The 24682-nt window shown below is 63.3% G+C and carries 21 protein-coding genes; 8 read left to right on the top strand and 13 right to left on the bottom strand.

The window, feature by feature from the left end; genetic code table 11:
- Nucleotides 1–3 precede the first annotated feature (3 nt).
- The 3 genes from LMH93_RS16605 to LMH93_RS16600 form a co-directional block, all read right to left on the bottom strand.
- Nucleotides 4–279: a hypothetical protein gene (locus tag LMH93_RS16605; RefSeq protein WP_014753533.1), complete on the bottom strand. Its 276-nt coding sequence runs from the start codon at nt 277–279 to the stop codon at nt 4–6.
- A gap of 454 nt (nt 280–733) precedes the next feature.
- The gene (locus LMH93_RS29935) at nt 734–808 is read right to left on the bottom strand and encodes an S-type pyocin domain-containing protein (protein ID WP_127644227.1); all 75 of its coding nucleotides are present in this window, start codon (nt 806–808) and stop codon (nt 734–736) included.
- A 243-nt stretch (nt 809–1051) separates the two neighbouring features.
- Nucleotides 1052–2476, bottom strand: a complete 1425-nt coding sequence (locus tag LMH93_RS16600; protein WP_003250769.1) for an aminotransferase-like domain-containing protein — start codon at nt 2474–2476, stop codon at nt 1052–1054.
- Nucleotides 2477–2801: 325 nt separating this feature from the next.
- Between LMH93_RS16600 and LMH93_RS16595 the strand changes: the two genes are divergently transcribed.
- Nucleotides 2802–4214 (top strand): amino acid permease, encoded by a 1413-nt coding sequence (locus LMH93_RS16595; protein WP_004575400.1) that lies wholly within the window; start codon nt 2802–2804, stop codon nt 4212–4214.
- 3 nt (nt 4215–4217) lie between these two features.
- Here LMH93_RS16595 and LMH93_RS16590 read toward each other — a convergent pair whose 3' ends face one another.
- Complete coding sequence (locus LMH93_RS16590) at nt 4218–4397, bottom strand: hypothetical protein (protein WP_003250772.1); 180 nt, start codon at nt 4395–4397, stop codon at nt 4218–4220.
- Between the two features lie 114 nt (nt 4398–4511).
- Between LMH93_RS16590 and tam the strand changes: the two genes are divergently transcribed.
- Complete coding sequence (gene tam / locus LMH93_RS16585) at nt 4512–5288, top strand: trans-aconitate 2-methyltransferase (RefSeq protein WP_003250773.1); 777 nt, start codon at nt 4512–4514, stop codon at nt 5286–5288.
- Here the strand turns inward: tam and LMH93_RS16580 are convergent.
- Both LMH93_RS16580 and LMH93_RS16575 read right to left on the bottom strand, forming a co-directional pair.
- The gene (locus tag LMH93_RS16580; protein WP_003250774.1) at nt 5278–5649 is read right to left on the bottom strand and encodes a DUF2784 domain-containing protein; all 372 of its coding nucleotides are present in this window, start codon (nt 5647–5649) and stop codon (nt 5278–5280) included. The two genes, tam and LMH93_RS16580, sit on opposite strands and share 11 nt — an antisense overlap.
- Nucleotides 5650–5806: 157 nt before the next feature.
- Nucleotides 5807–6676: a LysR substrate-binding domain-containing protein gene (locus tag LMH93_RS16575; RefSeq protein ID WP_003250776.1), complete on the bottom strand. Its 870-nt coding sequence runs from the start codon at nt 6674–6676 to the stop codon at nt 5807–5809.
- 243 nt (nt 6677–6919) lie between these two features.
- Between LMH93_RS16575 and LMH93_RS16570 the strand changes: the two genes are divergently transcribed.
- The 5 genes from LMH93_RS16570 (at nt 6920) to LMH93_RS16550 (ending at nt 13097) form a co-directional block, all read left to right on the top strand.
- Nucleotides 6920–8236, top strand: a complete 1317-nt coding sequence (locus LMH93_RS16570) for an MFS transporter (protein WP_003250778.1) — start codon at nt 6920–6922, stop codon at nt 8234–8236.
- A 14-nt stretch (nt 8237–8250) separates the two neighbouring features.
- A complete protein-coding gene (locus LMH93_RS16565; protein WP_230064387.1) occupies nt 8251–9642 on the top strand; it encodes an FAD-dependent oxidoreductase in 1392 nt (463 codons plus the stop codon).
- Between the two features lie 97 nt (nt 9643–9739).
- Complete coding sequence (locus LMH93_RS16560) at nt 9740–10453, top strand: YebC/PmpR family DNA-binding transcriptional regulator (protein ID WP_004575404.1); 714 nt, start codon at nt 9740–9742, stop codon at nt 10451–10453.
- Between the two features lie 137 nt (nt 10454–10590).
- On the top strand, nt 10591–11535 hold the full coding sequence (locus tag LMH93_RS16555) for a LysR family transcriptional regulator (protein WP_003250783.1): 945 nt from the start codon (nt 10591–10593) through the stop codon (nt 11533–11535).
- Between the two features lie 149 nt (nt 11536–11684).
- Entirely contained in the window at nt 11685–13097 is a 1413-nt protein-coding gene (locus LMH93_RS16550; protein WP_230064386.1) for a DOPA decarboxylase, read from the top strand.
- Between the two features lie 113 nt (nt 13098–13210).
- Here the strand turns inward: LMH93_RS16550 and LMH93_RS16545 are convergent, their stop codons facing one another.
- On the bottom strand, nt 13211–14584 hold the full coding sequence (locus tag LMH93_RS16545) for an MFS transporter (RefSeq protein WP_012052833.1): 1374 nt from the start codon (nt 14582–14584) through the stop codon (nt 13211–13213).
- 289 nt (nt 14585–14873) lie between these two features.
- Here LMH93_RS16545 and quiC point away from each other — a divergent pair, with 289 nt between their 5' ends.
- A complete protein-coding gene (gene quiC, locus LMH93_RS16540) occupies nt 14874–16781 on the top strand; it encodes a 3-dehydroshikimate dehydratase QuiC (RefSeq protein WP_003250790.1) in 1908 nt (635 codons plus the stop codon).
- A 68-nt stretch (nt 16782–16849) separates the two neighbouring features.
- Here the strand turns inward: quiC and LMH93_RS16535 are convergent, their stop codons facing one another.
- The 6 genes from LMH93_RS16535 to LMH93_RS16510 form a co-directional block, all read right to left on the bottom strand.
- A complete protein-coding gene (locus tag LMH93_RS16535; RefSeq protein ID WP_070095721.1) occupies nt 16850–17518 on the bottom strand; it encodes a class I SAM-dependent methyltransferase in 669 nt (222 codons plus the stop codon).
- An 11-nt stretch (nt 17519–17529) separates the two neighbouring features.
- The gene (gene chrA, locus LMH93_RS16530; protein WP_185280218.1) at nt 17530–18882 is read right to left on the bottom strand and encodes a chromate efflux transporter; all 1353 of its coding nucleotides are present in this window, start codon (nt 18880–18882) and stop codon (nt 17530–17532) included.
- 17 nt (nt 18883–18899) lie between these two features.
- Nucleotides 18900–19763, bottom strand: a complete 864-nt coding sequence (locus tag LMH93_RS16525) for a sensor domain-containing diguanylate cyclase (RefSeq protein WP_230064385.1) — start codon at nt 19761–19763, stop codon at nt 18900–18902.
- A gap of 215 nt (nt 19764–19978) precedes the next feature.
- Nucleotides 19979–21307, bottom strand: coding sequence for a TolC family outer membrane protein (locus tag LMH93_RS16520; RefSeq protein WP_230064384.1), 1329 nt, complete (start codon nt 21305–21307; stop codon nt 19979–19981).
- Nucleotide 21308: 1 nt separating this feature from the next.
- On the bottom strand, nt 21309–22649 hold the full coding sequence (locus tag LMH93_RS16515) for an HlyD family type I secretion periplasmic adaptor subunit (RefSeq protein WP_047603941.1): 1341 nt from the start codon (nt 22647–22649) through the stop codon (nt 21309–21311).
- Nucleotides 22650–22655: 6 nt separating this feature from the next.
- Nucleotides 22656–24392 carry a type I secretion system permease/ATPase gene (locus tag LMH93_RS16510; protein ID WP_102885254.1) on the bottom strand — a complete coding sequence of 579 codons (1737 nt, stop codon included), beginning with the start codon at nt 24390–24392 and terminating at the stop codon, nt 22656–22658.
- Nucleotides 24393–24682: the final 290 nt, after the last annotated feature.

The raw sequence follows: 24682 nt of genomic DNA, 5'->3' as shown, positions 1-24682 counted from the left end.
CTGTCAACTTTGATTGAAAGTGTACTTATTTTCGAGCATGAATTTTGGTGCCGTCCATTTTGGACCTTTCACATATCCACCGGCTTTTTGCTCAATCAAGCCGTCGCTCGTCATTTTTCTGATCAGTTCGATGAGGCCAATGCAGTCACCTAAGTGAATCCAATTGTTCTGGGTGTAAAGCCTGTCTAGTTGCGGGTGGGAGATGCCAGTGCCTCTGGTGAAAAATAAAATTACATCCGTAGGAGATTCGTTTTTAATTACATCGTGAATGGTATCCATGGTTTTCCCGCTCAAGCTGGATTACCTCTGCTTCTAGCGCTTGCGCTGTATATAATAGCTCGGCGTCTGATTCAGGCTGATAGTCTTCCAACGTGGCTGCGTGAATATTGTTCCAAGTCTCGCCGCCATCAGTTGGTAGAATTTTATCAGCAATGCCAAGGGCGCGGAGGTGCTCAAGCCCCCTTATTTCATGTATGAAAAATCGCTTGTCGATGTCGGTTGCTTGTAGTGTGCGCTGTAGATTTTTTTCGAGTCTATCTATCATCATTTTGTTCGCGCCTGACGGCAGAAGTCGACTTGTTTGTAATTTGACTAACTCGACGCCGCCTGCTGTGATCCGGGCCTCTCTCCAATCCATTCGTTCGATTGGGCCCCCGGCTTTGTCCAGGTTGTAGGGGCGTCAGCTGTAAGCCCCTATAATTCTCACGCCGGGATAGGGAGAATTGAAAACCACCTACAGTGGCGGTAGGCCTGACTCTGGCGGGAAGCAGTAGATGCAGTCTTTATAATTCGGTGGCTCATGAGGCACAACACTTCTTCTTAACTTCTTTGATCACACAGTTCAAACCTGCTCCCTGCCCCAGTCACTTTCCTGCACCTGCTCCTTGTAGTCACAGGCTCTAACGCGCCAGGAATATTTGGGGCGAGAGGAGCAAGCGCGAAGGGGGTGATGGAGCCAATAAGTGCAGGCCACAAGATCTTCAATGCCTGTGAGATGTCGTGGCGCGCGGGCGGCGCTTGATCTCACAGGCGGTGCGGATGTCGTGGCGAACTACATCCCACCCCGGCGCACATGCTTGACGAAGACCTTCTCCAACAACTCCCACATCGCCGGGTCCGTACTGAACGCCACGTTGAAGCGCATCCACCCGGTCGCCTTGGCGTCGACCATGAACAACTGCCCTGGGCCGAGCATGATGCCTTTCTCCAGCGCATCATCCAGCAACGCGGCACTGTCGGGAATGGCCGGGTGGCGGGTCCAGATGTACATGCCTTCATCCGATTCGGTAAACAGTTCGAAGCCTAATCGATGCAGATGCCGGCCAACTTCCTGGTGCGCCTCGGCCAGCCGCTGGCGCAGGCGCTTGAGGTGCTTACGCCAGCGGCCGTCGATGATCGCGGCGTACACCACGCGCTCCATCACCTGCGAAGTGGTCAGGCCCGAACGCATTTTCAGGTGCAGCAGTTTCTGCATCAGCTCAGGATTGGCCAGCATGTAGCCGACCCGCACGTTGGGCGAGATGCTCTTCGAGTAGCTGCCCACGTACACCACCTGCTGCAGGTGATCGAGGCTGGCCAGGCACGGTTGCGGCTCGGCAACCATGTCGGCGTACAGGTTGTTCTCCACCAGGCGGAAGCCGTGCTGGCTGGCCAGTTGCAGCAAGCGGTGCAACTGCGGCAGCGGGGTGCGCGAGCAGGTCGGGCTGTGCAGGTGTGGCTGGGTGAAAAACGCGGTCGGACGGTGGTGTGTCAGCAACTGTTCCAGCTGATTCAGGTCGTAGCCGGCCGGGGTGCGCGGCACGCCGACCAAGGTCGCGCCCTGGGTACGCAGAATGCTCATGAGGTTCGGGTAGCCGGGGTCGTCCACCAGCACCACATCGCCCGGGCGCACCAGTGTGCGTGCGGCCAGGTCCAGGGCCTGGCTGGCGCCGTGGGTGAGCATCAGCTGTGCTGGGTTGGCGACGATCGACAGCTCTTGTTGCAGGTTCTGGGCGGTCAGCGCACGCAGCTCCATCAGGCCCATGGGGTCGCCGTACCCCGACAACTCCAGCGGGCTGCCGGCCACCTGGCGCAGGCCGCGGCGCAGGCCGTCTTCGTACATCCAGTCGTTGGGCAGCCAGCCGCACCCCGGTTTGTACGGCAACTGGCGGATTTCGAAAATCTGCTGCAGGTACCACTCGGAGTTGAACGTTGGTCGACTGGTGTCGGCCTCGGTGTTGTGCTGCTCCAGCAGTTCGCCCGCCGCACGGTTGACGAAGAACCCCGCATTGCCACGGCTCACCAGCAGCCCCTGGGCGACCAGGCGGTCGTAGGCCTCGACCACGGTGAAGGTACTCACCGAATAGCTGGCGGCAAAGGCGCGGATCGACGGGACCTTGGCGCCTGGCTTGAGGGTTTGGTTGTCGATCAGCTCGCGCAGCCCATCGATGATCTGGTTGACCAGCGGGGTAGAGGAGTCTGGATGTAATTCGAACATTCGGGGCCTTCAGGGTGCGTATCGCCTGGCGTCTGCAGGGTGTACTGCATGGGCGACCTATACAGTGCAGTGCGAGATTCATGCCACTGTGCATGGCTCTCTGCGTCGGACATTTTTACATTAGGTGTCGGATATCGCCACATAAAGCATGTTCAGTTCGCCTCAGGCAGTCGCCCTGGGGCGCGTCAGCAGGCCGCCATGGAAGGCCTGCGTGTGTAAGTTCACACCATCCTGCCCGCATTAGCACTGATGTACAGGTGAAATCGCCAGCCATCGGGGTTTCACAGTTTTCCTTGGATAAAAAGAAGCACGGGGTACACAACTGATGGACGCAACATCCACAACCACCACCGCGAAAAGCGGGCACGAGAGCAAGCTCAGTGCCTCGCTGAAGTCGCGCCACCTGACGATGATGTCGATCGCCGGGGTTATTGGCGGCGCCTTGTTCGTCGGTTCCGGCAGCGTGATCCACAGTGCCGGCCCAGCCGCTGTCCTGGCCTACCTGGCAGGCGGCATCCTGGTGGTGCTGATCATGCGCATGCTGGGTGAAATGGCGACTTCCTCGCCTGACACCGGCTCGTTCTCAACCTACGCCGACCGCGCCATTGGCCGTTGGGCCGGTTTCACCATCGGCTGGCTGTACTGGTGGTACTGGGTCATCCTCATGGCCTGGGAAGCTTATGTGGCGGGCAAGATCCTGCATGGTTTCTTCCCCGACGTCAGCGTCAACGTGTTCGTGCTGGCCACGACCCTGTTGCTGATCACCGTCAACTTCTTCAACGTCAAGCACTACGGTGAGTTCGAGTTCTGGTTCGCCTTGATCAAGGTGATTGCGATCGTCTGCTTCCTGATCGTGTGTACCGCTGCCGTGATGAACATCTGGCAGTTCGGTGAAGTGCGTGGCATCAGCCACCTCACCGCCGAAGGCTTCATGCCCAATGGCATCACCACTGTGATCGGTGCCTTGCTCGGGGTGATGTTCGCCTTCCTCGGCGCCGAAATCGTCACCATCGCCGCTTCCGAAGCCAAAGACCCGGCTGCGCAGATCGTCAAGGCGACCAACTCGGTGGTCTGGCGTGTGTGCCTGTTCTACGTCGGCTCGATCTTCCTGATCGTCTGCCTGGTACCGTGGAACGACCCGCACCTGGGTGTTTCTGGCTATGGCGCCTATCGCCGTACCCTGGAACTGCTGGGCGTGCCGTATGCCGAGCTGCTGATGAACTTCGTGGTGCTGACTTCGGTGAGCAGCTGCCTGATCTCGGGCCACTACACCGCTTCGCGCATGCTGTTCTCCCTGGCCCAGCGTGGCGATGCGCCGTCGTTCTTCAAGATCACCCGCGCCGGTACCGGTGTACCGGTGTACGCGATCATGGGCTCGTGCGCCGTGGCCGTGGTGTGTGCATTGATCAACTTCAGCGAGACCCTGCGCCCGAAAGACGTGCTGGACACCCTGATGAACACCACCGGTATGATCGCCCTGCTGGTGTACCTGGTCATCGCCTTCTCGCAGCTGCGCATGCGCCGCAAGCTGATTGCCGAGGGCAAGGAAGTACGCCTGAAGATGTGGCTGTTCCCGTGGCTGACCTACCTGGTGATCGCGTTCATCGTGGCTGCCCTGGTCACCATGGCCTTCATGCCTGACTACCAGATTCTGGTCATTTCCACCGGTATCGCTGCGGCGGTCGTGGTGGCGATGGGTGTGGTGCACCAGATCCGCTCTGGTAGCAAGCAGCACTAAGCGTCACTCGCGTCTGGAAACGGCCGGCTCCCTTGGGGACCCGGCCGTTTCGCGTTGTTGGGCCTGGGCTTTTTCTGCAGGCATGTGGAAACGCTGGTTCATCCACGGTGAACCGAGCAGGGCGGCCGCAGCGATCAGGGCCAGGATGGCGAGGGCGATGTAGGTCTTCAAGGGCGTGCGCATGCAAGGACTGACTTCAAGCAGAGGTGATCAGTTCCGGGGTAATCCGTTCGCAACCGTCCCGCCGGGCGACAGATGGCATATGCTAGGCACATTGCCCGCCCAAAGGAGCCGCACATGGCCTGGTCTGCCAACCAGTATTCCCTGTTCGAAGACGAACGCACACGCGCCGTACGCGACCTGATTGCCGCCATCCCGCCACGGCCGGTGCGCCACGCCACCGACCTGGGGTGCGGTCCCGGTAACTCGACCGAAGTGCTGCTGCAACGTTACCCCGATGCTCAGGTGACGGCGCTGGACAGCGACCCGGACATGATCGACAAGGCCCGTGAGCGCAAGCGGCTGTGCATCCCGCGTGTGCGCACGGTCATTGCCGACATTGCCGGCTGGGCTGCCCCCGAGCCGCAGGACCTGATCCTGGCCAATGCCTCGCTGCAATGGGTACCTGACCACGCCTTGCTGTATCCGCACCTGGTGCGCCAGCTCAGCGAAGGCGCCAGCCTGGCCGTGCAGACCCCGGACAACCTCGACGAGCCGGCCCACCGGCAGTTGCGCGAGATCGCAAGCCAAGGCCCCTGGGCGGCGAAATTCGCCGACTTGCAGCTGCCGCCACGGCACAACGCGGCGTTCTACTACGACTTGCTCAGCCCGCTGTGCGCACGGGTGGATGTGTGGCGCACCACCTATCATCACCCGTTGATGGGGGGCGCCGAAGCGGTAGTGGAATGGTTCAAGGGCTCGGCGTTGCGGCCTTATCTGGCCAGGCTTGATGAGCAGGAGCAGGCCGACTTCCTGCAGATGTACCTGCAGGCCATGCAGCGCGATTATCCGCCGGCCTCTGATGGCAAGGTCCTGTTGCCCTTCCCGCGGTTGTTCGTGATCGCTACCCGCTAGGGCGGCGCCAGCGCCAGGCCACGTAGCTGTAGATGCCGAGGTTCAGCGCCAGCACGAGGGTGCCCAGCAGCAGCTGGATCTGCGGGGTCAGGCCGGCGGGGTAGATCAGTGGCCAGACGTAGTGCTCGACGAAGCTGCCCTGGTAACCTGCGTCACCGGCGGCATTGCGCATGCGGTTTTCCCAGGTGGTCAGCGGGCAGCCCAGGTGCAGGCACTCCACCGCCAGGCCCCAGGCCAGGGCCGGCAAGTGCAGCAACAGGGCAGGGCGCCAGCGCAGCACCAGCAGCCCGCCGAACAGCACCAGCAGGATGAAGGCCAGGTGCAGCAGCACCAGGGTGTCGGCGGCAAGGCGGTAGAGCATGGGTGGGGTGCCCACGAATAGAGGTTATCCCAGCATAGTTGGGTGGCCTGATCTGGCCCCTTCGCGGTCTTGCCCGCTTCCGCAGCATCACCACAGGTTCCGGATGCTGCGCAGGATCTGTGGGAGCGGGCGAGCCCGCGAAGGGGCCAGCACAGGCCTACACCCCTTCCTCGACCATCTGCAGGAAAGTCGCCACCACCCGGCGCGTACGCTGCTCGCTCAGGCACACCAGAGTCTCGGTCAAATGCCGCTGGCAATCGACAATCGGCAACGCACACACCCGCGCATCGGCACCGAACTCCGCCGCCGACACCACGCCCACGCCAATGCCTACCACCACCGCTTCACGCGCCGCCTCCCGGCCCTCCACCTGGATCGCTGCGCGTATCCGCAGGCCGGCACGTTGCATCTCTTCTTCCAGCGTTTGCCGCGTTACCGAGCCGGGCTCGCGCAGCACCAGTGGCGTGTCGTCCAGGTCGGCCAGGCTGATCGAGCCACGGCTGGCCCATGGGTGGTGGTGGGAAACGAACGCCACCATCGGGTCACGACGCAGCGGCAGGCAATGCAGGCGCTCATCGTCGACATCCCGCCCCAGCAGGGCCAGGTCGGCCTGATAGCTGAACAGCCGCGCCAGCGATTCGTCGGTATTGCCCGTTTCGATCTTCACCTGGATACCCGGATAACGCTGGCAGAAGCGGGCGATCTGCGGCAGCACGTGCACCGGTGCATCCACTGCCAGCACCAGGCTGCCGGTGTGCAGCGCACGCGAGTCGTGCAGCAGCTCTTGTGCCTCGGCCTCGCAGGCGAACAGGCGCTGGCTGATGCCCAGTAGCCGCTCGCCAAGGTCGGTGAGCTGGACTGAGCGTTTGTTGCGGTGGAACAGCAATACGCCGAAGCGCTCCTCCAGTTTGCGCACCTGATCGGACACCGCAGGCTGGGTAAGAAACAGCCTTTCAGCGGCGCGGGTAAAGCTGCCGTGCACGGCCACCGCGTGGAAAGCCTTGAGTTGAGCGTGGGAAACCGACATGACGACCTCAGTAACAAGCTGGGCTTATGTGTGTAATACGATAAATCGATTTTATTTATCTTACAGCAACTGTTTCCATGGATTTCAGCCCGACGCTGGCACCACGAATGCCGCCAGGGCCATGGCGCTCACACGGCGCCACCTGACCCGATGACAGCCTCGTCATCGCTGTGCGTAACACAAGAACAAGACAGGCGTTTCTTCACATTCTGCCGGCACACTTGAGCAAGAGGTCAGACTTACATGAATCAATCCCTAGCCGCGTTCAAACGCTGGCGCATCCAGATTTTCGCCATCACCTGGCTGGCTTACGCCGCCTTCTACTTCACCCGCAAAGCCTTCTCGGTGGCCAAACTGGGCATCGCCGAAGACCCAGGCTTCATGCTCGACAAGGCCGCCATGGCCAACCTGGACGCCATCTACCTGGCCGCCTATGCCGTGGGCCAATTCACCTGGGGCATGCTTGCCGACCGCTTCGGCCCGCGCGTGGTCGTGCTGGGCGGGTTGCTGATTTCTGCGGCGGCAGCAGTCGTGATGGGCAGTTACGCAACCTTCCCGATCTTCGCCACCTGCATGCTGGTACAGGGCCTGGCGCAATCCACCGGCTGGGCCGGCTTGTGCAAGAACATCGGCAGCTTCTTCCCGGCTTCGCAGCGCGGGCGGGTGCTGGGCCTGTGGAGTTCCTGCTATGCCTTCGGCGGCCTGGTGGCCTCGCCGTTCGCGGGCTGGTGGGCCTACACCCTGGTGGGCACCTGGCATGCGGCGTTCTTCTCCAGCGCTGTCGTGGTGGCGCTGGTGGCAGTGCTGTTCTTCTTCCTGCAGCGCAACAAACCCGAGGACGTCGGCTTGCCGGCGGTTGAGCCCGAGCCGCAAAGCATGGCCCCGGCCGACAACCTGTGCAGCGTGTGGGCACCCCTGCGGGAAATCTTGCGCAACCGCACGGTGTTGACCCTGGGCCTGGCGTATTTCCTGCTGAAGCCGGCGCGCTACGCCATCTTGCTGTGGGGCCCTGTGATCGTCTTCGAGCAGATGCCCTCGGTGGGCAAAGTGGGCGCGGCAATCATCCCGACTGCTTTCGAACTGGCCGGGCTGCTTGGCCCGATCATGATCGGCCTGGCCTCCGACAAACTGTTTGGCGCCCGGCGCATGCCGGCCTGCGTGATCAGCCTGGTGCTGCTGACCGTGACACTGGCGGCGTTCATGGCGGCCATGCACACCGGCAGCGTGCTGCTGGTGGTGGCGCTGCTGTTCGTCATGGGCCTGACCCTGTACGGGCCGGACTCGATGATCAGCGGCGCTGCAGCCATCGACTTCGGCACCGCCAAGGCCGGCGCCACCGCAGCAGGTTTCGTCAACGGCTGTGGCTCGGTGGGCGCGGTGCTGGGTGGGCTGCTGCCGGGTTACTTCGACGGCGTCACGGTGTTCATCGTGTTCGCGGGCTGTGCGCTGTTCTCGGCGCTGGTGTTGCTGCCGCACTGGAACAGCCGCCCGGCCAGCAGCGCGCAATGCACCGACGTGGCACCGAACACCAGCATGGCAATCAAGCCACTGCGTACTTAAAGGAAAGCGAGCGAATGAGACCCTTCTGGCTGCAACAGGCCCTGGATTCGGCGCGGGAGGCGGTATGCCCGCCGCTGCAAGGCGATACCCGTTGCGATGTGTGCATTGTCGGTGGCGGCTACACCGGCCTGTGGACGGCACTGATGCTCAAGGAAGCGGTGCCGGCCCTGGATGTGGTGCTGATCGAGGCCGACATCTGTGGTGCCGGTGCCAGCGGCCGCAATGGGGGGTGTGCGTTGTCCTGGTCGGCCAAGTACTTCACCCTCGAACGCCTGTTCGGGGCGGCGGAGGCGGTGCGGCTGGTGCGCGAGTCGGAGCGCAGCATCGCAGACATTGGTGTGTTCTGCACGGCCAATGGCATCGACTGCGACTACCGCCTGGACGGCACGCTGTACACGGCCACCAACGCAGCGCAGGTCGGTGCCACCGACGCGGTGATCGCCGCGTTGGAGCACAAGGGCATCAACTCGTTCCGCCGCTTGCCGCTGGAGCAGGTGCAGCGCCTGGCCGGTTCGGCACGGCACCTGGAGGGCTGGTTCTCGCCGGCCGCCGCCACCGTGCAGCCGGGCAAACTGGTGCGCGGCCTGCGCCGCGTGGCCTTGCAGCGCGGCGTGCGCCTCTACGAAGGCACCGCCATGACCGGCCTGGAACACGGCGCCCCGGTGCAGGTACGCACGGCACACGGCTCGCTGCGCGCCGACCGTGTCGTGCTGGGCCTCAATGCCTGGATGGCGCGCGTCTTCCCGCAGTTCGAGCGCAGTGTGGCGATCGTTTCCAGCGACATGGTCATTACCGAACCGTGCCCCGAGCTGCTGCGCCAGATCGGCCTGGACAGCGGCATCAGCGTGCTCGACTCGCGTATTTTCGTGCACTACTACCACAACACCTCCGATGGCCGGCTGATGCTCGGCAAGGGCGGCAACACGTTTGCCTATGGCGGGCGCATGTTGCCGGTGTTCGACCAGCCGTCGCCGTATCGGCGGTTGCTGCGCGAAAGCCTTGGCGGCTTTTTCCCGGCCTTGGCCGAGGTGCCACTGGCGGCCAGTTGGAACGGGCCGTCGGATCGCTCGGTAACCGGCCTGCCGTTCTTTGGTCGGTTGGACGGGCAGGGCAACGTGTTCTACGGCTTTGGTTACTCCGGCAGCGGTGTTGGCCCGTGCCACATGGGCGGGCAGATTCTTTCGTCGCTGGCGCTGGGGCTGGACAACCCGTGGACCCGGTCGCCGCTGGTCAAAGGGCCGCTGGGGTTGTTCCCGCCCGAGCCGATCCGCTACCTGGGCTCGCTGATGGTGCGCAATGCCATCCGCCGCAAGGAGCAGGCCGAAGATCGTGGTGTGCGCCCGCGAAGGCTGGACGTGCGGTTGGCGCGGTTTGCCGCAGCGGCGGGCAAGGCCGATAAAGGCTGATGAGATTTCTTGTCGATCCCATGCTCGAGGGCGTATAAAATGCACCCACTTTTGGCCGGTCGCTTCCTGAACCGGCCGCTGAAACAAGAGAGTCGACATGGGCGCACAGTGGAAAGCCAAACATAGAGAAACAGCGGCCAATGCCAAAGGCAAGATCATGGGCAAGCTGTCCAAGGAAATCCAGATCGCGGCCAAGTCGGGTGCCGATCCCGACATGAACCCGCGCCTGCGCCTGGCCATCGTGCAAGCCAAGAAAGCTTCGATGACTCGCGAGACCCTGGATCGGGCAATCCGCAAGGGCGCTGGCCTGGACGGTGATGCCGTGCAATACCATGCGGTGAGCTATGAAGGTTTCGCACCGCACCAGGTACCGCTGATCGTCGAGTGCCTGACCGACAACATCAACCGCACCGTCGCGCAGATCCGCGTGCTGTTCCGCAAGGGCCAGCTGGGTGCCAGCGGTTCGGTAGCGTGGGACTTCAACCATGTAGGCCTGATCGAAGCCACGCCTGCGAGCGCTGACGCTGATCCGGAAATGGCCGCGATCGAAGCCGGTGCCCAGGACTTCGAGGAAGGTGAAGAAGAGGGCTCGACCCTGTTCATCACCGACACCACCGACCTGGACGCGGTGCAGAAGGCCCTGCCAGAGCATGGTTTCACCGTGACCGCAGCAAAAATCGGCTACACCCCTAAAAACCCGGTAAGCGCGGCCAGCCTGAGTGCTGAAGCGTTGGCCGAGGTCGAAGCGTTCCTCGAGGCGATCGACGAGCACGATGACGTGCAGAACGTCTATGTTGGCCTGACCGAGTAATCGTCGGGGCCGCGTTGCGGCCTGTTCGCGGGCAAGCCCGCTCCCGCAGGTTCTTCACGATGCTGAACGATGTGAGAACCCTGTGAGAGCGGGCTTGCCCGCGAGAGGGCCCTTGAATTCCACCGCAGGGAGCCTGCATGAACCCCACCTTCGCCTCCCTCAGCCTCGCCCACCTGCGTACCCTCGACCACCTGTTGCAGCTTAAAAACCTCAGCCACGCAGCCGAGCGCCTGGGTGTCAGCCAATCGGCCCTGAGCCGCCAGTTGGCCCACCTGCGCGAAGCCTTCGATGATCCATTGCTGGTGCGCCAAGGGCGTGGTTACGTGCTTAGCGAACACGCCGAAGCCCTGGTCGAGCCTTTGCGCCAGGTGCTCGAAGAACTGCACGCGCTGCGCCAGCCCGCCATCTTCGACCCGGCGCGTTGCGAGCGGCGGTTCTGCCTGGCCGCTTCGGACTATGTGGCCGAGCACATGCTGCCGCTGCTGGTGGCGGCGCTGGAGCGCGAAGCGCCAGGTGTGTCGCTGGAGTACCGCACCTGGCAGGCCGGCCAGTACGCCTTGCTGGCCAGCGGAGAAATCGACCTGGCGACCACCTTGTTCGACGAGTCGCCGCCCAACCTGCATGGACGGCTGCTGGGTGAGGACCGCGCGGTATGCCTGATGCGCCAGGATCACCCGCTGGCCGCGCAGGCCGCGCTCAGCCAGGCCGACTACCTGGCGTACAAGCATGTGCGCATTTCGGGCGGTGGCGACAAGGACAGCTTCATCGACCGGCACTTGCGTGCACAGGGCCTGCAGCGGCGGGTCAGCCTGGAAGTGCCGTTCTTCTGCGCCACGGTACAAGTGATTGCCAACAGTCAGGCAGTGGCCACGGTCCCCGAGCATATTGCCCGGCAGTTGTGCCGTTTACATCACCTGGCCTGGCGGCCACTGGGCTTCATTGACCACAGCCAGCGCTATTGGGTGGTGTGGCACCAGCGCCTGCAGGCTTCGGCCGAGCACCGCTGGTTGCGCAACCGGGTGTTCGAGCTGTGGCGTCAGTCGCAGTTCGGGGTGCAGGGTGGGCATGCGGGTTTGCCATAGCAGCTATGCGTGAAGCGGGGGTTATTCGGCTGGGGATAGGTGCCTAGACTGGGGCATTGTGTTGATTGTGCGGCTTCTTCGCGGCTGTAGGCGCGGGTTTACCCGCGAAAGGGCCAGCACAGGCAATGGATAACCCCAGGAGAGCTAGCGTGACCCCCGAACAATTCCGCCAGTACGGCCACCAACTGATCGACCTGATTGCCGACTACCGCCAGACCGTGGGCGAACGCCCGGTCATGGCCCAGGTCGAACCTGGCTATCTCAAGGCCGCCTTGCCCGCAACTGCCCCTCAACAAGGCGAACCTTTCGCGGCCATTCTCGACGACGTCAATAACCTGGTCATGCCCGGCCTGTCCCATTGGCAGCACCCGGATTTCTATGGCTATTTCCCTTCCAATGGCACCCTGTCCTCGGTGCTGGGGGACTTCCTCAGTACCGGTCTGGGCGTGCTGGGCCTGTCCTGGCAATCCAGCCCGGCCCTGAGCGAACTGGAAGAAACCACCCTCGACTGGCTGCGCCAGTTGCTTGGCCTGTCTGGCCAGTGGAGTGGGGTGATCCAGGACACTGCCTCGACCAGCACCCTGGTGGCGCTGATCAGTGCCCGTGAACGCGCCACTGACTACGCCTTGGTACGTGGTGGCCTGCAGGCCGAGCCCAAGCCTTTGATCGTGTATGTCAGCGCCCACGCCCACAGCTCGGTGGACAAGGCTGCACTGCTGGCAGGTTTTGGCCGCGACAATATCCGCCTGATCCCCACCGACGACCGCTACGCCCTTCGCCCAGAAGCACTGCAGGCGGCGATCGAACAGGACCTGGCTGCCGGCAACCAGCCCTGCGCCGTGGTTGCCACCACCGGCACCACGACGACCACTGCCCTCGACCCGCTGCGCGCGGTGGGCGAAATCGCCCAGGCCAATGGGCTGTGGTTGCACGTTGATTCGGCCATGGCCGGCTCGGCGATGATCCTGCCCGAGTGCCGCTGGATGTGGGACGGCATCGAGCTGGCCGATTCGGTGGTGGTCAACGCGCACAAATGGCTGGGTGTGGCCTTCGATTGCTCGATCTACTACGTGCGCGATCCGCAGCACCTGATTCGCGTGATGAGCACCAATCCCAGCTACCTGCAGTCGGCGGTGGATGGCGAGGTGAAGAACCTGCGCGACTGGGGCATTCCGCTGGGCCGTCGGTTCCGTGCGTTGAAGCTGTGGTTCATGTTGCGCAGCGAGGGTGTCGATGCATTGCAGGCGCGGCTGCGGCGTGACCTGGATAATGCCCAGTGGCTGGCGGGGCAGGTCGAGGCGGCGGCGGAGTGGGAAGTGTTGGCGCCAGTAAAGCTGCAGACCTTGTGCATTCGCCATCGACCGGCGGGGCTTGAAGGGGAGGCGCTGGATACGCATACCAAGGGTTGGGCCGAGCGGCTGAATGCATCCGGCGATGCTTATGTGACGCCGGCTACACTGGACGGGCGGTGGATGGTGCGGGTTTCGATTGGTGCGCTGCCGACCGAGCGGGGGGATGTGCAGCGGCTGTGGGCACGTCTGCAGGACGTGATCAAGGGCTGAAGCCTTCGCGGGCAAGCCCGCTCTCAAGGGATCGCATCAGGGCTGAAGCCTGTACGGTACCTGTGTGAGCGGGCTTGCCCGCGAAGGGGCTGCAAAGCAGCCCCTGCAATCTATCAGTGGCTCACCGCCTGAAAGCTACCTTTACGGCTGGCTTCATAGGCAGCCTTTTCCATCGGCTTGGCGTCTGGGTTGCCCAGGTCGTCCATCGCCAGGCGATGGGTTTCCGGGGCAATGTAGGCCGCCAGGGCGCACACGCCGGTGATGAAGAAGGCCAGCCCACCGACTACCAGCGGAATGTTGTCCGAGCCAGGTGGGGCAACCATTGCGAACAGCGCGGGCAGCATGGCGGTCAGCATGGTGCCGATGTTCTGCGCGATGGCCATGGCCGTAACGCGGTAGCGGGTGTGGAACAGCTCTGGGTAGAAGCTTGGGAACACTGCGTTGTAACCCTGGTAGACCATGCCCCACATGACGATCGAGGCGGCGAACGCCATTGGCACGTTCTGGATGCTGATCGCATACAGGTAGACGAAGGCCAGCAGGCCAGAGCCCAGGCAGCCAGCGATCATGGTCGGGCGACGGCCGATCTTGTCAGACAGGTTGCCCACGAACGGGATCACCAGCACCGCAACGATGTTGCCGACCACCGGAATCCACAGGTACACGCTCTTGTCGAAGCCGATGCCATACGCCGGCTGCACCGCGTAGGCCGCGCCGAAGATGGTGGCCACGACCGGGATCACGTTCATCAGGGCCATGAACATTACCAGCACCATGTGCTTCCAGCTGTGGCGGAAGGCTTCGCTGATGGGCGACTTGACAACCTTGTCCTGTTTCTCTTCTTTGACGAACGCTGGGGTTTCGTGCACTTCCTTACGGATGATGAAGCCGGCAATCAGCACGATGGCGCTCATCAGGAACGGAATGCGCCAGCCCCATTCGGTAAAGGCTTCGCTGGGCATGAAGTACGCCAGTGGCAGGAATACCGCCGCCGCCAGGACCTGGCCCGCTTGCACACCTTGCAGGGTGAAACTGGCGTAGTAGCCTCTTCGGCCAAACGGCGCGTGCTCCATGATCATCGAGCTGGCACCGGAAATTTCCCCGGCCACGGCAAAGCCCTGGATCAGGCGCAACACCACCAGCAAGGCCGGTGCGAGGTAGCCGATGTCGTGGTAGGTGGGTAGCAGGCCGACAGCCATGGTCGACAGGCCCATCAGGAACATGCACAGCAGCAGGACGTTCTTGCGACCGCGGGTGTCACCCCAGTGGCCCAGTACGAAGGCGCCGATCGGGCGTGCCAGGTAGCCCACGCCATAGGTGGCCAACGAGGCAATGATGGCCATTTTCGGGTCGGTGTTAGGGAAGAAAATCTGCGGGAAAATCAGCGCAGCGGCCTGGGCGTAGATGAAGAAGTCGTAGTACTCGAGTGCCGAGCCTATCCATCCACTGGCGGTCGCTTTCTTTGCTTGCGAGCTGGAGTGAGCCATCGTTGTCTCCGTTGTTATTGTTGTTTGCGCAGGTTCCGCCAGAGGTTATGCCAAGGCAGGAGGCAACGGTCGGTGTGCCTGCGTCTGTGGTCCATGTTGACCACGGGCCCGCGGTCTAGCAATTCGCTAAATCGGGTTTTGTGCGATAATCGAACGCAAAACTAACCATTCCGTACAAAGAGATTGAAGCGACGACTTTACCTGCGAATAATCGATCGTGCCATAAACTGTGACAGGGGTTGTTTGCCCGAATGGCACCGTATTCTTCCAACAACAAGGAACTCCCGCCATGCAGCGTTCGATCGCTACCGTGTCCTTGAGCGGCACTCTGCCGGAAAAGCTCGAAGCCATCGCCGCCGCCGGTTTTGACGGCGTCGAGATCTTCGAGAACGATCTGCTCTATTACGCTGGTAGCCCGCGCCAGGTACGCCAGATGTGCGCCGACCTGGGCATTGCCATCACCTTGTTCCAGCCTTTCCGCGACTTTGAAGGCTGCCGCCGTGACCGCCTGCAGAAAAACCTCGACCGCGCCGAACGCAAGTTCGACCTGATGCAGGAGCTGGGTACCGACCTGGTGCTGGTGTGCAGCAACGTCCAGGCCGATGCCCTGGGTGACGAGCAACTGTTGGTCGACGACCTGCGCCTGCTGGGCGAACATGCCGGCAAGCGTGGCCTGCGCATTGGTTACGAAGCGCTGGCCTGGGGCCGCCACGTCAACACTTACCAGCAAGTGTGGAACCTGGTGCGCCAGGCCGACCACCCGGCACTCGGGGTGATCCTCGACAGCTTCCACACCTTGTCGCTCAAAGGTGACCCCAGCGCGATCCGCGACATCCCCGGCGACAAGATTTTCTTCGTGCAAATGGCCGATGCGCCGATCCTGGCCATGGATGTGCTGGAGTGGAGCCGCCACTTTCGCTGCTTCCCGGGGCAGGGCGAAATGGACATGGCCGGTTTCCTCGCGCCGATCCTCGCCACGGGTTATCGTGGCCCGCTGTCGCTGGAAATCTTCAACGACGGCTTCCGCGCCGCACCGACCCGGCAGAATGCCGCCGACGGCTTGCGTTCGCTGCTGTACCTCGAAGAGCAGACCCGCTTGCGCCTGGAGCAGGAAAACACGCCGATCGAACCTGGCGTGCTGTTCTCCCCGCCGCCGGCCAGCGCTTATGACGGCGTGGAGTTCCTGGAGTTCGCGGTCGACGAAGCCGTCGGCGCGCGCCTGGGCAACTGGCTGAAGCGCCTGGGCTTTGCCGAAGCCGGCAAGCACCGCAGCAAAGAAGTGCAACTGCTGCGCCAGGGTGATATCAACATTGTGCTGAACGCCGAACCGTATTCCTTTGGCCACAACTTCTTCGAGGCCCATGGCCCGTCGCTGTGCGCCACTGCGTTGCGGGTCAAGGACCAGCAAGCGGCCCTGAAGCGGGCCACCGCCTTCCGTGGCCAGCCGTTCCGCGGCCTGGTCGGCCCCAACGAATGCGAAGTGCCGGCGGTGCGTGCGCCCGATGGCAGCCTGCTGTACCTGGTAGAGCAGGGCACTGCCGGCCACACCCTGTACGACACCGACTTCAGCCTGGACAACAACGCAACCGCTACCGGCGGCCTGCGCCGCATCGACCACATGGCCCTGGCCCTGCCGGCCGAGTCGCTGGACAGCTGGGTGCTGTTCTACAAGAGTTTGTTCGACTTCGCCGCCGACGACGAAGTGGTGCTGCCCGACCCGTATGGCCTGGTCAAGAGCCGCGCCCTGCGCAGCCAATGCGGCACCTTGCGCCTGCCGCTGAACATCTCGGAGAACCGCAACACCGCCATCGCCCATGCGCTGTCAAGCTACCGTGGTTCGGGCGTGCATCACATCGCCTTCGATTGTGACGACATCTTCCGCGAAGTGGCGCGGGCCAAGCTGGCAGGGGTACCGCTGCTGGAAATCCCGCTGAACTACTACGACGACCTGGCGGCGCGTTTCGATTTCGACGACGAGTTCCTCAGCGAACTGGCGTACTACAACGTGCTGTACGACCGTGACGCTCAAGGTGGCGAGCTGTTCCACGTCTATACCGAGCCGTTCGAGGAGCGTTTCTTCTTCGAGATCATCCAGCGCAAGGCGGGGTACGCCGGTTACGGCGCTGCCAACGTTGCGGTGCGCCTGGCAGCCATGGCCAAGGCCCGTAGCGGGGCGGCGCGCAAGCCGGTGCTGTAGTCGCCTGCACCGGCCTGTCTTGTGGGAGCGGGGTGAACCCTGCTTCCGCAGGATCGTTACGGCCCGATTCAGTGACGCTCAGCCACCATCAACAACGACTGCGGCACCGCGCTCTGCGGGTGCTGCGGTTCCTGCAGACTGACCAGTCTCAACCCCGCCATGTCCAGCGCATTCAGCCAGCTGGCCAGGGTGCGGAAATACCAAGGCATCGGTTGCCAATCCCCGGCAAACCCGGCAAAAGACTCCTCTCGCCAGCCATCCTGATAAGCCCCGCCGGCCACGCTCCACGGGTGCAGGGTCTGGATCACCAGTGCACCGCCTGGCACCAGCAAAGTACGCATGGCCGACAACAGTTCAATGATGTCCTGGTGCAACAGCGCGAAGTTGGCGCAGATCACGTCATAGTCCTTGCCAACATGCACCTTCGCCTCAGCCAGCTGCGCATAGCTGGCCAGGTGCACCTCACCCGCGCCCGCAGCCTGCGCTGCATCCACCAGGGTACTGTCGCCGTCGACGCCCACGGCCTCGATACCCCGGCTGGCCAGCGCGCGCAGCAGCCAGCCCTCACCGCAGCCCAGGTCGAGCACCCGTTCGGGCTGGCGGCCGAGGATGGCCAGCAGGATGGCCTGGTCGGTGACCTGGCGACGGCTTTCGATGGCGCCGCTGCGTACGGCGTCGATCCAGACTTGGGCGTTATGGTGCCAACTGTCGAGCAAGGCGTCTTCAGGGTTGCGCATGATCGGCTCCATCAGCGGAAAAGGTGAAGGGCAAGCCCGGCAACGGCGCAGCCGATCAACACGTGTATCACCCCGCGCTTGTAGCGGAACAGCGCCACAGCCGCCGCGAGCGCTATCACCGCCGAGGACCAGTGGAACGCGCCATCGAACCCGGCCGGCCACAGCACGTGGTAGCCGAAGAACAGCGCAAGGTTGAGGATTACCCCCACCACCGCCGCAGTGATCCCGGTCAGTGGGGCGGTGAACTTCAGTTCGTTGTGGGTCGACTCCACCAGCGGGCCTCCGGCGAGGATGAACAGGAACGAGGGCAGGAAGGTGAACCAGGTCACCAGGCTCGCTGCCACTGCGCCCGCGAGGAACGCCTGGTGGGCACCGAACATCGGCTGCAGGTAGCCGCCGACGAAACCGACAAAGGCCACGACCATGATCAGCGGCCCGGGCGTGGTCTCGCCCAGCGCCAGGCCATCGATCATCTGCGTGGGCGACAGCCAGCCATAGTGGCCGACAGCCCCTTGATAGACATAGGGCAGCACCGCATAGGCACCGCCGAAAGTCAGCAGCGCCGCCTTGGTGAAGAACCAGCCCATTTGCGTCAGTGTGCCGTGCCAGCCAAAGGCCGCCATCAGCAGGCCCATGGGCAGAAGCCAAAGCGCTGCAACTGCCAGCAGCAAGGTCACCAGGCGGCCCCAGCTGAAGCGGGCGTGCGCGGGTATCGGGGTATCGTCGTCGATCAACGCCGGGCGCTGGCGGGGGCTGGCTGCGCTGTGGCCACCACCGGGCGCGAACTGTGCCGGCAGCAGCCGGCCACCGACATAACCCAGCAGTGCGGCCGCCAGCACGATCAGCGGGAAGGGGACGTCAAGCGCGAAAATGGCCACGAACGAGGCCGCGGCAATGGCCCATAACCAGCCGTTCCTCAGCGCCCGCGTGCCAATGCGGTGGGCGGCATGCACGACGATGGCGGTCACGGCCGGCTTGATCCCTTCGAAAATCCCGGCGACCACCGGTACTTCGCTCCAGGTCAGGTACACCCACGACAGGCCGATCAGGATGAACAGCGACGGGAGCACGAACAGAGCGCCTGCCATCACCCCGCCCCAGGTGCGGTGCATCAGCCAGCCGATGTAGGTGGCCAGTTGCTGGGCCTCGGGCCCGGGCAGCAACATGCAGTAGTTGAGGGCATGCAGGAAACGCCGTTCACTGATCCAGCGGCGCCGCTCCACCAGCTCCTGGTGCATGATCGCAATCTGCCCGGCCGGGCCGCCGAAACTGACGAAACCCAGCTTCAGCCAGAACAGCAATGCCTGGCCCAGGCCGACAGAGGCGGGTGTTTGCCCGGCAGTTGCTTGCAGGTGTTCAGCCATGCGGTGTGCCCTTGCTTTCAGCCAGTCGCAGCGCGTTGGCGCTTGATTCGGTACATGTGCCCGTCAGCATGGCGCAGTAACATGTCGGCATCGTTGCCGTCTTCGGGAAAGCGGGCCACGCCAATACTGCAGGACGGTGCATCGATGCCAGCAAACTCGGCGTCGAGCGGTTCGGCCATGACCGCGAGAATGTGCTGTACGTGCGTGGCAATGGCCTCCGGCGACGGGCAATCGGGCAATAACACGGTGAATTCGTCACCGCCCATCCGCGCTACCGTGCCAGCCGCCCCTACGCAGCGTTCCAGGCGGCGGGCCAGTGTGCACAGGACCCGGTCACCCACGCTGTGGCCGTGGTTGTCGTTGATCTGCTTGAAGTCATTGATATCGAGGAACAGCAAGGCCAGCCTGCGGTTGTGACGCCGGGCCGCGGCCAGGGCAGTGTCCAGCCGTTCATTGAACATGGCGCGGTTGGCCAGCCGGGTCAGCGGGTCATGATGGGCGAGGAAGCGCAGTTCGTCTTCGGCCTTGCGCTGGGCGGTAACGTCCCGCGCCACGCCGATACGCGCCTGGGCCTCATCGGACCAGCAGGCCGCCCACAGAATGTGCACCACGCTGCCGTCCTTGCGAAGGTAACGGTTGCAAAAGTCGTAGTGCGGCTGGCCGTTCATCACCCGCATGATCGAGGCGCGCGTGGCCGCGAGGTCGTCAGGGTGCATGTAGCGGGTGATCGGCGCGCCGATCAGTTCGCAGGCCTCGTAGCCCAGCAGTGTCTTGCAGGCATCACTGACGAACACGATCTGGTTGTCCCTGTCGACCACGAATACCGTGTCCAGCATCAGGTGGATCAGCCTGGGATACAACGCTTGCAGGTCTACGGGCATGGCTCAGGGTGTCCGCGGCAGGGTGACCGATCATAGCCTGAAGGAATACGTCGCAGCTACGGCAGCCTGCAGGGCGGGTGCCCCTTCCTTGAAACTGGCAACGACCGCATCGAAAGGGGCGGGTCTCGTGGATCGTTGCCACCGGTCAGGCCTTGCTGGCCTGTTCGCAGTACAAGGCTGCTCGTGCAGGGACACTGCATAGCTTGAGGTCGCTATCAATTGCTGACTATCAGCTCCGGCCCCAGGTAATCATTGATCTGCTCGATATCATCATCCCCCAGGCTGCCCACCGACGAGGCCAGCCGCAGGCGCGACATCAGGTAGTTGAGCTTGGCCTCGAACAGGTCATGGCGGGCGTCATACAGCAGCTCCTCGGCATTGAGCACATCCGAGTTGGTGCTGGTGCCACCTTCCTTGAAGCCCTTGCGGGTCGAGGTCAGCGAACGCTCGTTGGAGGTCACGGCCTTTTCCAGTGCCTGAATGCGCAGGGCGCCACTCTGCACGCCACGGTATTCGCGGGTCGTGTTGGAAATCACCTCCTGGCGAGTGGCGTCCAGTTCATCCAGGGCCTTGGCGCTGTTGGCGCTGGCCTGGCGGGCCAGGGCACGGGTGCTGCCACCACTGTACAGCGGGATGTTCAGCTCCAGCCCGATCGAGCTGTAGTGGTTGCGCTGGTTCAGCTCGGAAATCGACTGGCTGCTGCCCGCGGTGTAACCCGCCACGAAATCCAGGGTCGGGTAGTGTCCGGCGCGGGCGCGGTTGACTTCTTCCTCGGCCAGCGCGTAGCTGTGCCGGCGCGCATGAATCAGCGGGCTGTCAGCCTGAGCTTTGACCAGCCACTCCTGCAGGTTGCCCGGCATCAGCGGCGGGGTGCTGAAGCCCGCCTGCAGGGTGGTCAACGCCTGCGGGGTTTCACCAATGTATTCCTCCAGCTTGCGCCGGGCGTTGACCAGGTTGTCCTGGGCGTCGATCAGGTCGGCCTCGGCCAGGTCGCGCCGGGCCACCGACTCGTCGACGTCGGTAATGGTGCCGGCGCCCAGTTCCTTGCGCCGCTTCGCCGATGCCAGCTGTTCCTCGAACGCGTTCAGCTTGGCCTTGGCCAGGGTGATGGTTTCGCTGGCCAGCAGCACGTCGAAGTAAGCGTCGGCCAGGCGCACCGCTGCGTCCTGGCTCTTGGCATCGAACACCGCCACGCTGTAGTCGGCGCGTTGCTGGCCCTGGCGGTACTCGGCCATCTTCTGCTTGTTGAACAGCGGCTGGCGCAGGCGCACGTTGGCGCCCTTGGAGTCATAGTCGAGGTCATTGTCCTGGCCATTCTGGCGCTGGCTGCCATTGACCTGGTTGAAGTAGGCCGAGGCGTTGATCTGCGGCAGCAGGCCGGCCTCGCCGATGGCGCGGTTTTCGCCACCGGCTTGTTTCTCATGCACGGCAGCGCGGTAGATCGGGCCCTGGTACTGCAACAGGTCCCAGGCTTGCTTCAGGTCCATGGCACTGGCCTGTACGGCAACTCCCAGCAGGCACACCATCAGGCATGGGCGTTTCATGTCATTGCTCCTTGAACGCGGCGTCCACACGTTCGAGCATTGGTTTGAGCAGGTAGCTGAGCAGGTTGCGCTCGCCGGTCTTGATGGTGACGGTGGCAGGCATGCCGGGGCGGATGTGGTTGCTGCCCAGCAAGCCCATGCCGGCCGGCGTCACTTCGACCTGGGCCAGGTAGAACGGCTGCTTGCTTTCTTCGTCGAGCAGCCGGTCGGCGGAAATGGTTTTTACCCGGCCGGGAATGTTCGGTGTCTGCGCATGGTTGAAGGCCGGGAAAGCGATGTCCACGGCAAGGCCTGGGACCATCTTGTCGATCGCCTGCACCGGGATCATCGCATCGACCTGCAGCGGCTGGTCGAGCGGTACCACTTCCATGATCTTGGCCCCGGGCTGGATGATGCCGCCGACCGTGGCGATGCTCAGGCCCTGCACCATGCCGTCGATCGGCGAGCGGATCACCGTGTGGGTCACTTCATAGTCCAGTGCGCGCAAGCGATCGGCCAGGGTGGTGTTTTCCTTGGCAGTATCGGTCAGTTGCGACTCCACCTCCTTCAGGTAATCGTGCTGGCGCTGCAGGATGCGCAGCTTGATCTCGGTGGCCTGGCTGCGCGCCCGGGCAATGTTATTGAGGTTTTCGGCCTGGCCGGCGGACAGGTCGGCATTGCTGCGCTCCAGCTCCAGCAGGCGATTGCGGGGTACATAGCCTTCGGCGGCCAGTACCCGGGTGCCTTGCAGTTCCTGGTTGAGGAAGCCGATCTGCGAGGCGCGGGCGCCGTACACCTGCTGCAGGCCCTTCAGTTGCACTGCCGAGGCAGTCAGGTTTTCTTCAAGGATGCTCAGTTCACCGGCAAGGCCCGCGCGGCGGGTATCGAGCAGGCGCTGTTGCAGGTCCATGGCGGCCAGGAGGCGTGGGTCATTGGCGTAGGTTTCCAGCAGGGCAGGGTCGAACGTCACGGTATCGCGGCCATCGCGCTCGGCTTCCAGGCGGTTTTCCACGGTCTTGCTGACGATGTACTGGGCGCTGAGTGCGCCTTGTTCGGCCACCGCACGCAGGGCATCGAGGCGCACCACTTCCTGGCCTTTCTTCACCACGTCGCCTTCGCGCACCATGATCGCTTCAACGGTGCCCCCGCTCAGGTGCTGGACCGCCTTTCGGTTGCTGGTGACCTTGACCGTACCGGTGGCGACCACGCCGGCGTCCAGTGGCGCCAGGCAGGACCACAGCAGGAAGCCGCCGAAGCCGGCGATGACCAGCCATACGCCCCAGCGTACCGGGCGGCCCGCGTCCAGGTCGATCAGGTGGCTGGTCTCGGCGGGGATCAGTTCGGCATGTTGAGTCATCTGCATGGTTGGTTACTCCCGTACTTTGACCGAAGCCAGCGGTGCCGCAGCCGTTGCCGGAATCACCGCGGCCTTGCGCAGCGCGGCGAACACTTCGTCGCGGCTGCCAAGCATGTGCACACCACCGTCGCGCAGCATCAGTATCTGGTCGACCGCGCACAGCACATTGGGCCGGTGGGAAATCAGCACCACCGTGGCGCCGCGTGCCTTGAGCTCGGACAGGGCATCGACCAGGGCTTTTTCACCCACGTCATCGAGGTTGGCGTTGGGCTCGTCCAGCACCACCAGGTTGGGCTCGCCATACAGGGCGCGGGCCAGCGCGATGCGTTGCTTCTGGCCGCCAGACAATGGGCTGCCATCGGCGGCCAGGCGGGTGTCGTAACCCTGCGGGAAGCGCAGGATCATGTCGTGTACACCGCTGCTGCGGGCAGCACGGATCACCGCGTCGCTGTCCACCTCGGCAAAGCGGGCGATGTTTTCGGCGATGGTGCCTTCGAACAGCTCCACGTCCTGCGGCAGGTAGCCCAGCCACGGGCCCAGTTCGGCCTTGTTCCAGGTGAAGATATCGGCGCCGTCCAGGCGCACCTTGCCGGCCTGGGCCGGCCACACACCTACCAGCAGGCGGGCGAGGGTGGACTTGCCCGAGGCCGAAGGGCCGATGACACCCAGGCTGTCACCCGGGGCCAGGCTGAAGCTCACCCCGCGTACGATGCTGGTGGTGCTGCCAGGGGCGCCGGCGATCACGTTCTCCACGGCCAGCATGCCCATCGGCCGCTGCAGCGACATGCTTGGTGGCCGTTGCGGGTAGTCCTGCAGCAGGTCATTGAGCCTGCCCCAGGCCAGGCGGCAGCCCAGCAGTTGCTTCCACGCGGCGATCACCTGTTCCACCGGGCCCAAGGCTCGGCCGGTCAGGATCGAGCAGGCGATCATCATGCCGGGGGTGATCGTGCCCTCGATCGCCAGCAGCGCGCCGGTGCCGAGGATCAGCGACTGCAGGGTGATGCGCACGAAGCGCCCGGTGCTGCTGATCAGCGCCGCGCGATCGGAGGCCAGGGTCTGCATCTGCAGGATGCGCAAGTGGCCCTGGTACCAGCGCTTGCCGATTGACGGCAGCATGCCCATGGCTTCGATCACTTCGGCGTTGCGCAGGTTGTTGTTGGCGTAGCTGGCAGACGACATGGCTGCCTGGTTGGCTTCGGCCAAGGGCTTTTGCGTAGCCTTTTCAGTGAGGTAGGCCAGCCCGACGAGGATCAGCGAGCCAATCGTGGTGACCAGCCCGAGCCAGGGGTGGATCAGGTAGCAAACCAGCAGATAGATCGGTGTCCAGGGGGCGTCGAAGAACGCGAACAGGCCGTTGCCGGTGAGAAACTGCCGAACCTGCGCCAAGTCCTGCAGGGCCTGGGCCGGGTTACCGCCGGCACGGCTCAGGTTGCGTTCGAAGGCAGCGCTGAAGAGGCGCCGGTTCAGGCTCATGTCCAGGCCGTTGCCCACCCTTATCAACACCCGGGTGCGGACCATCTCCAGGGCCGACATCAGCAGGAACAGCCCGACCACCAGCAAGGTGAGCATGCCCAAGGTCGTGACATTGCGGCTGACCAGGGCGCGGTCGTACACCTGCAACATATAAATGGCTGGCGTCAACATCATGACGTTTATCACGCCGCTGAAGGCGGCCAGGGCGTAGAAGCTGCGGCGCAAGCGAAACAGCACGTCGGCCAGCTCGGAGCGGGTGCGTGGTGGCTTAGGCATCGGGGGCCTCCCTTTATCACAAAGCGGGAAGCCCTTGCGGCGCCCCGTACAACGGCTGTTGTGGCTTCTTGGTCGGCTCGCAGGCGGGTCGCACTGATGGCGATATTGCCCAAACGCTGCGTTGCTCCCACAGACAGCAGCGTAGGTTGCAACGAAACATCCAGTAATATCATTTCGCTCTATAAATACTTTGAACTTTTTATAAGTCACGAAAAAACAGTGAGTTGCATCTGATTATCAACGGCTAAGATTTTTTTGACGAAATATTGACAAGCTTTTGGCCTACGACT

The organism is Pseudomonas sp. CIP-10, from assembly GCF_020911845.1.
In the GTDB taxonomy this organism is placed as follows: Bacteria; Pseudomonadota; Gammaproteobacteria; order Pseudomonadales; family Pseudomonadaceae; genus Aquipseudomonas; species Aquipseudomonas alloputida.
The sequence above is the reverse complement of the archived record's forward strand: the minus strand, read 5'-3'. Positions and strand labels throughout refer to the sequence as shown.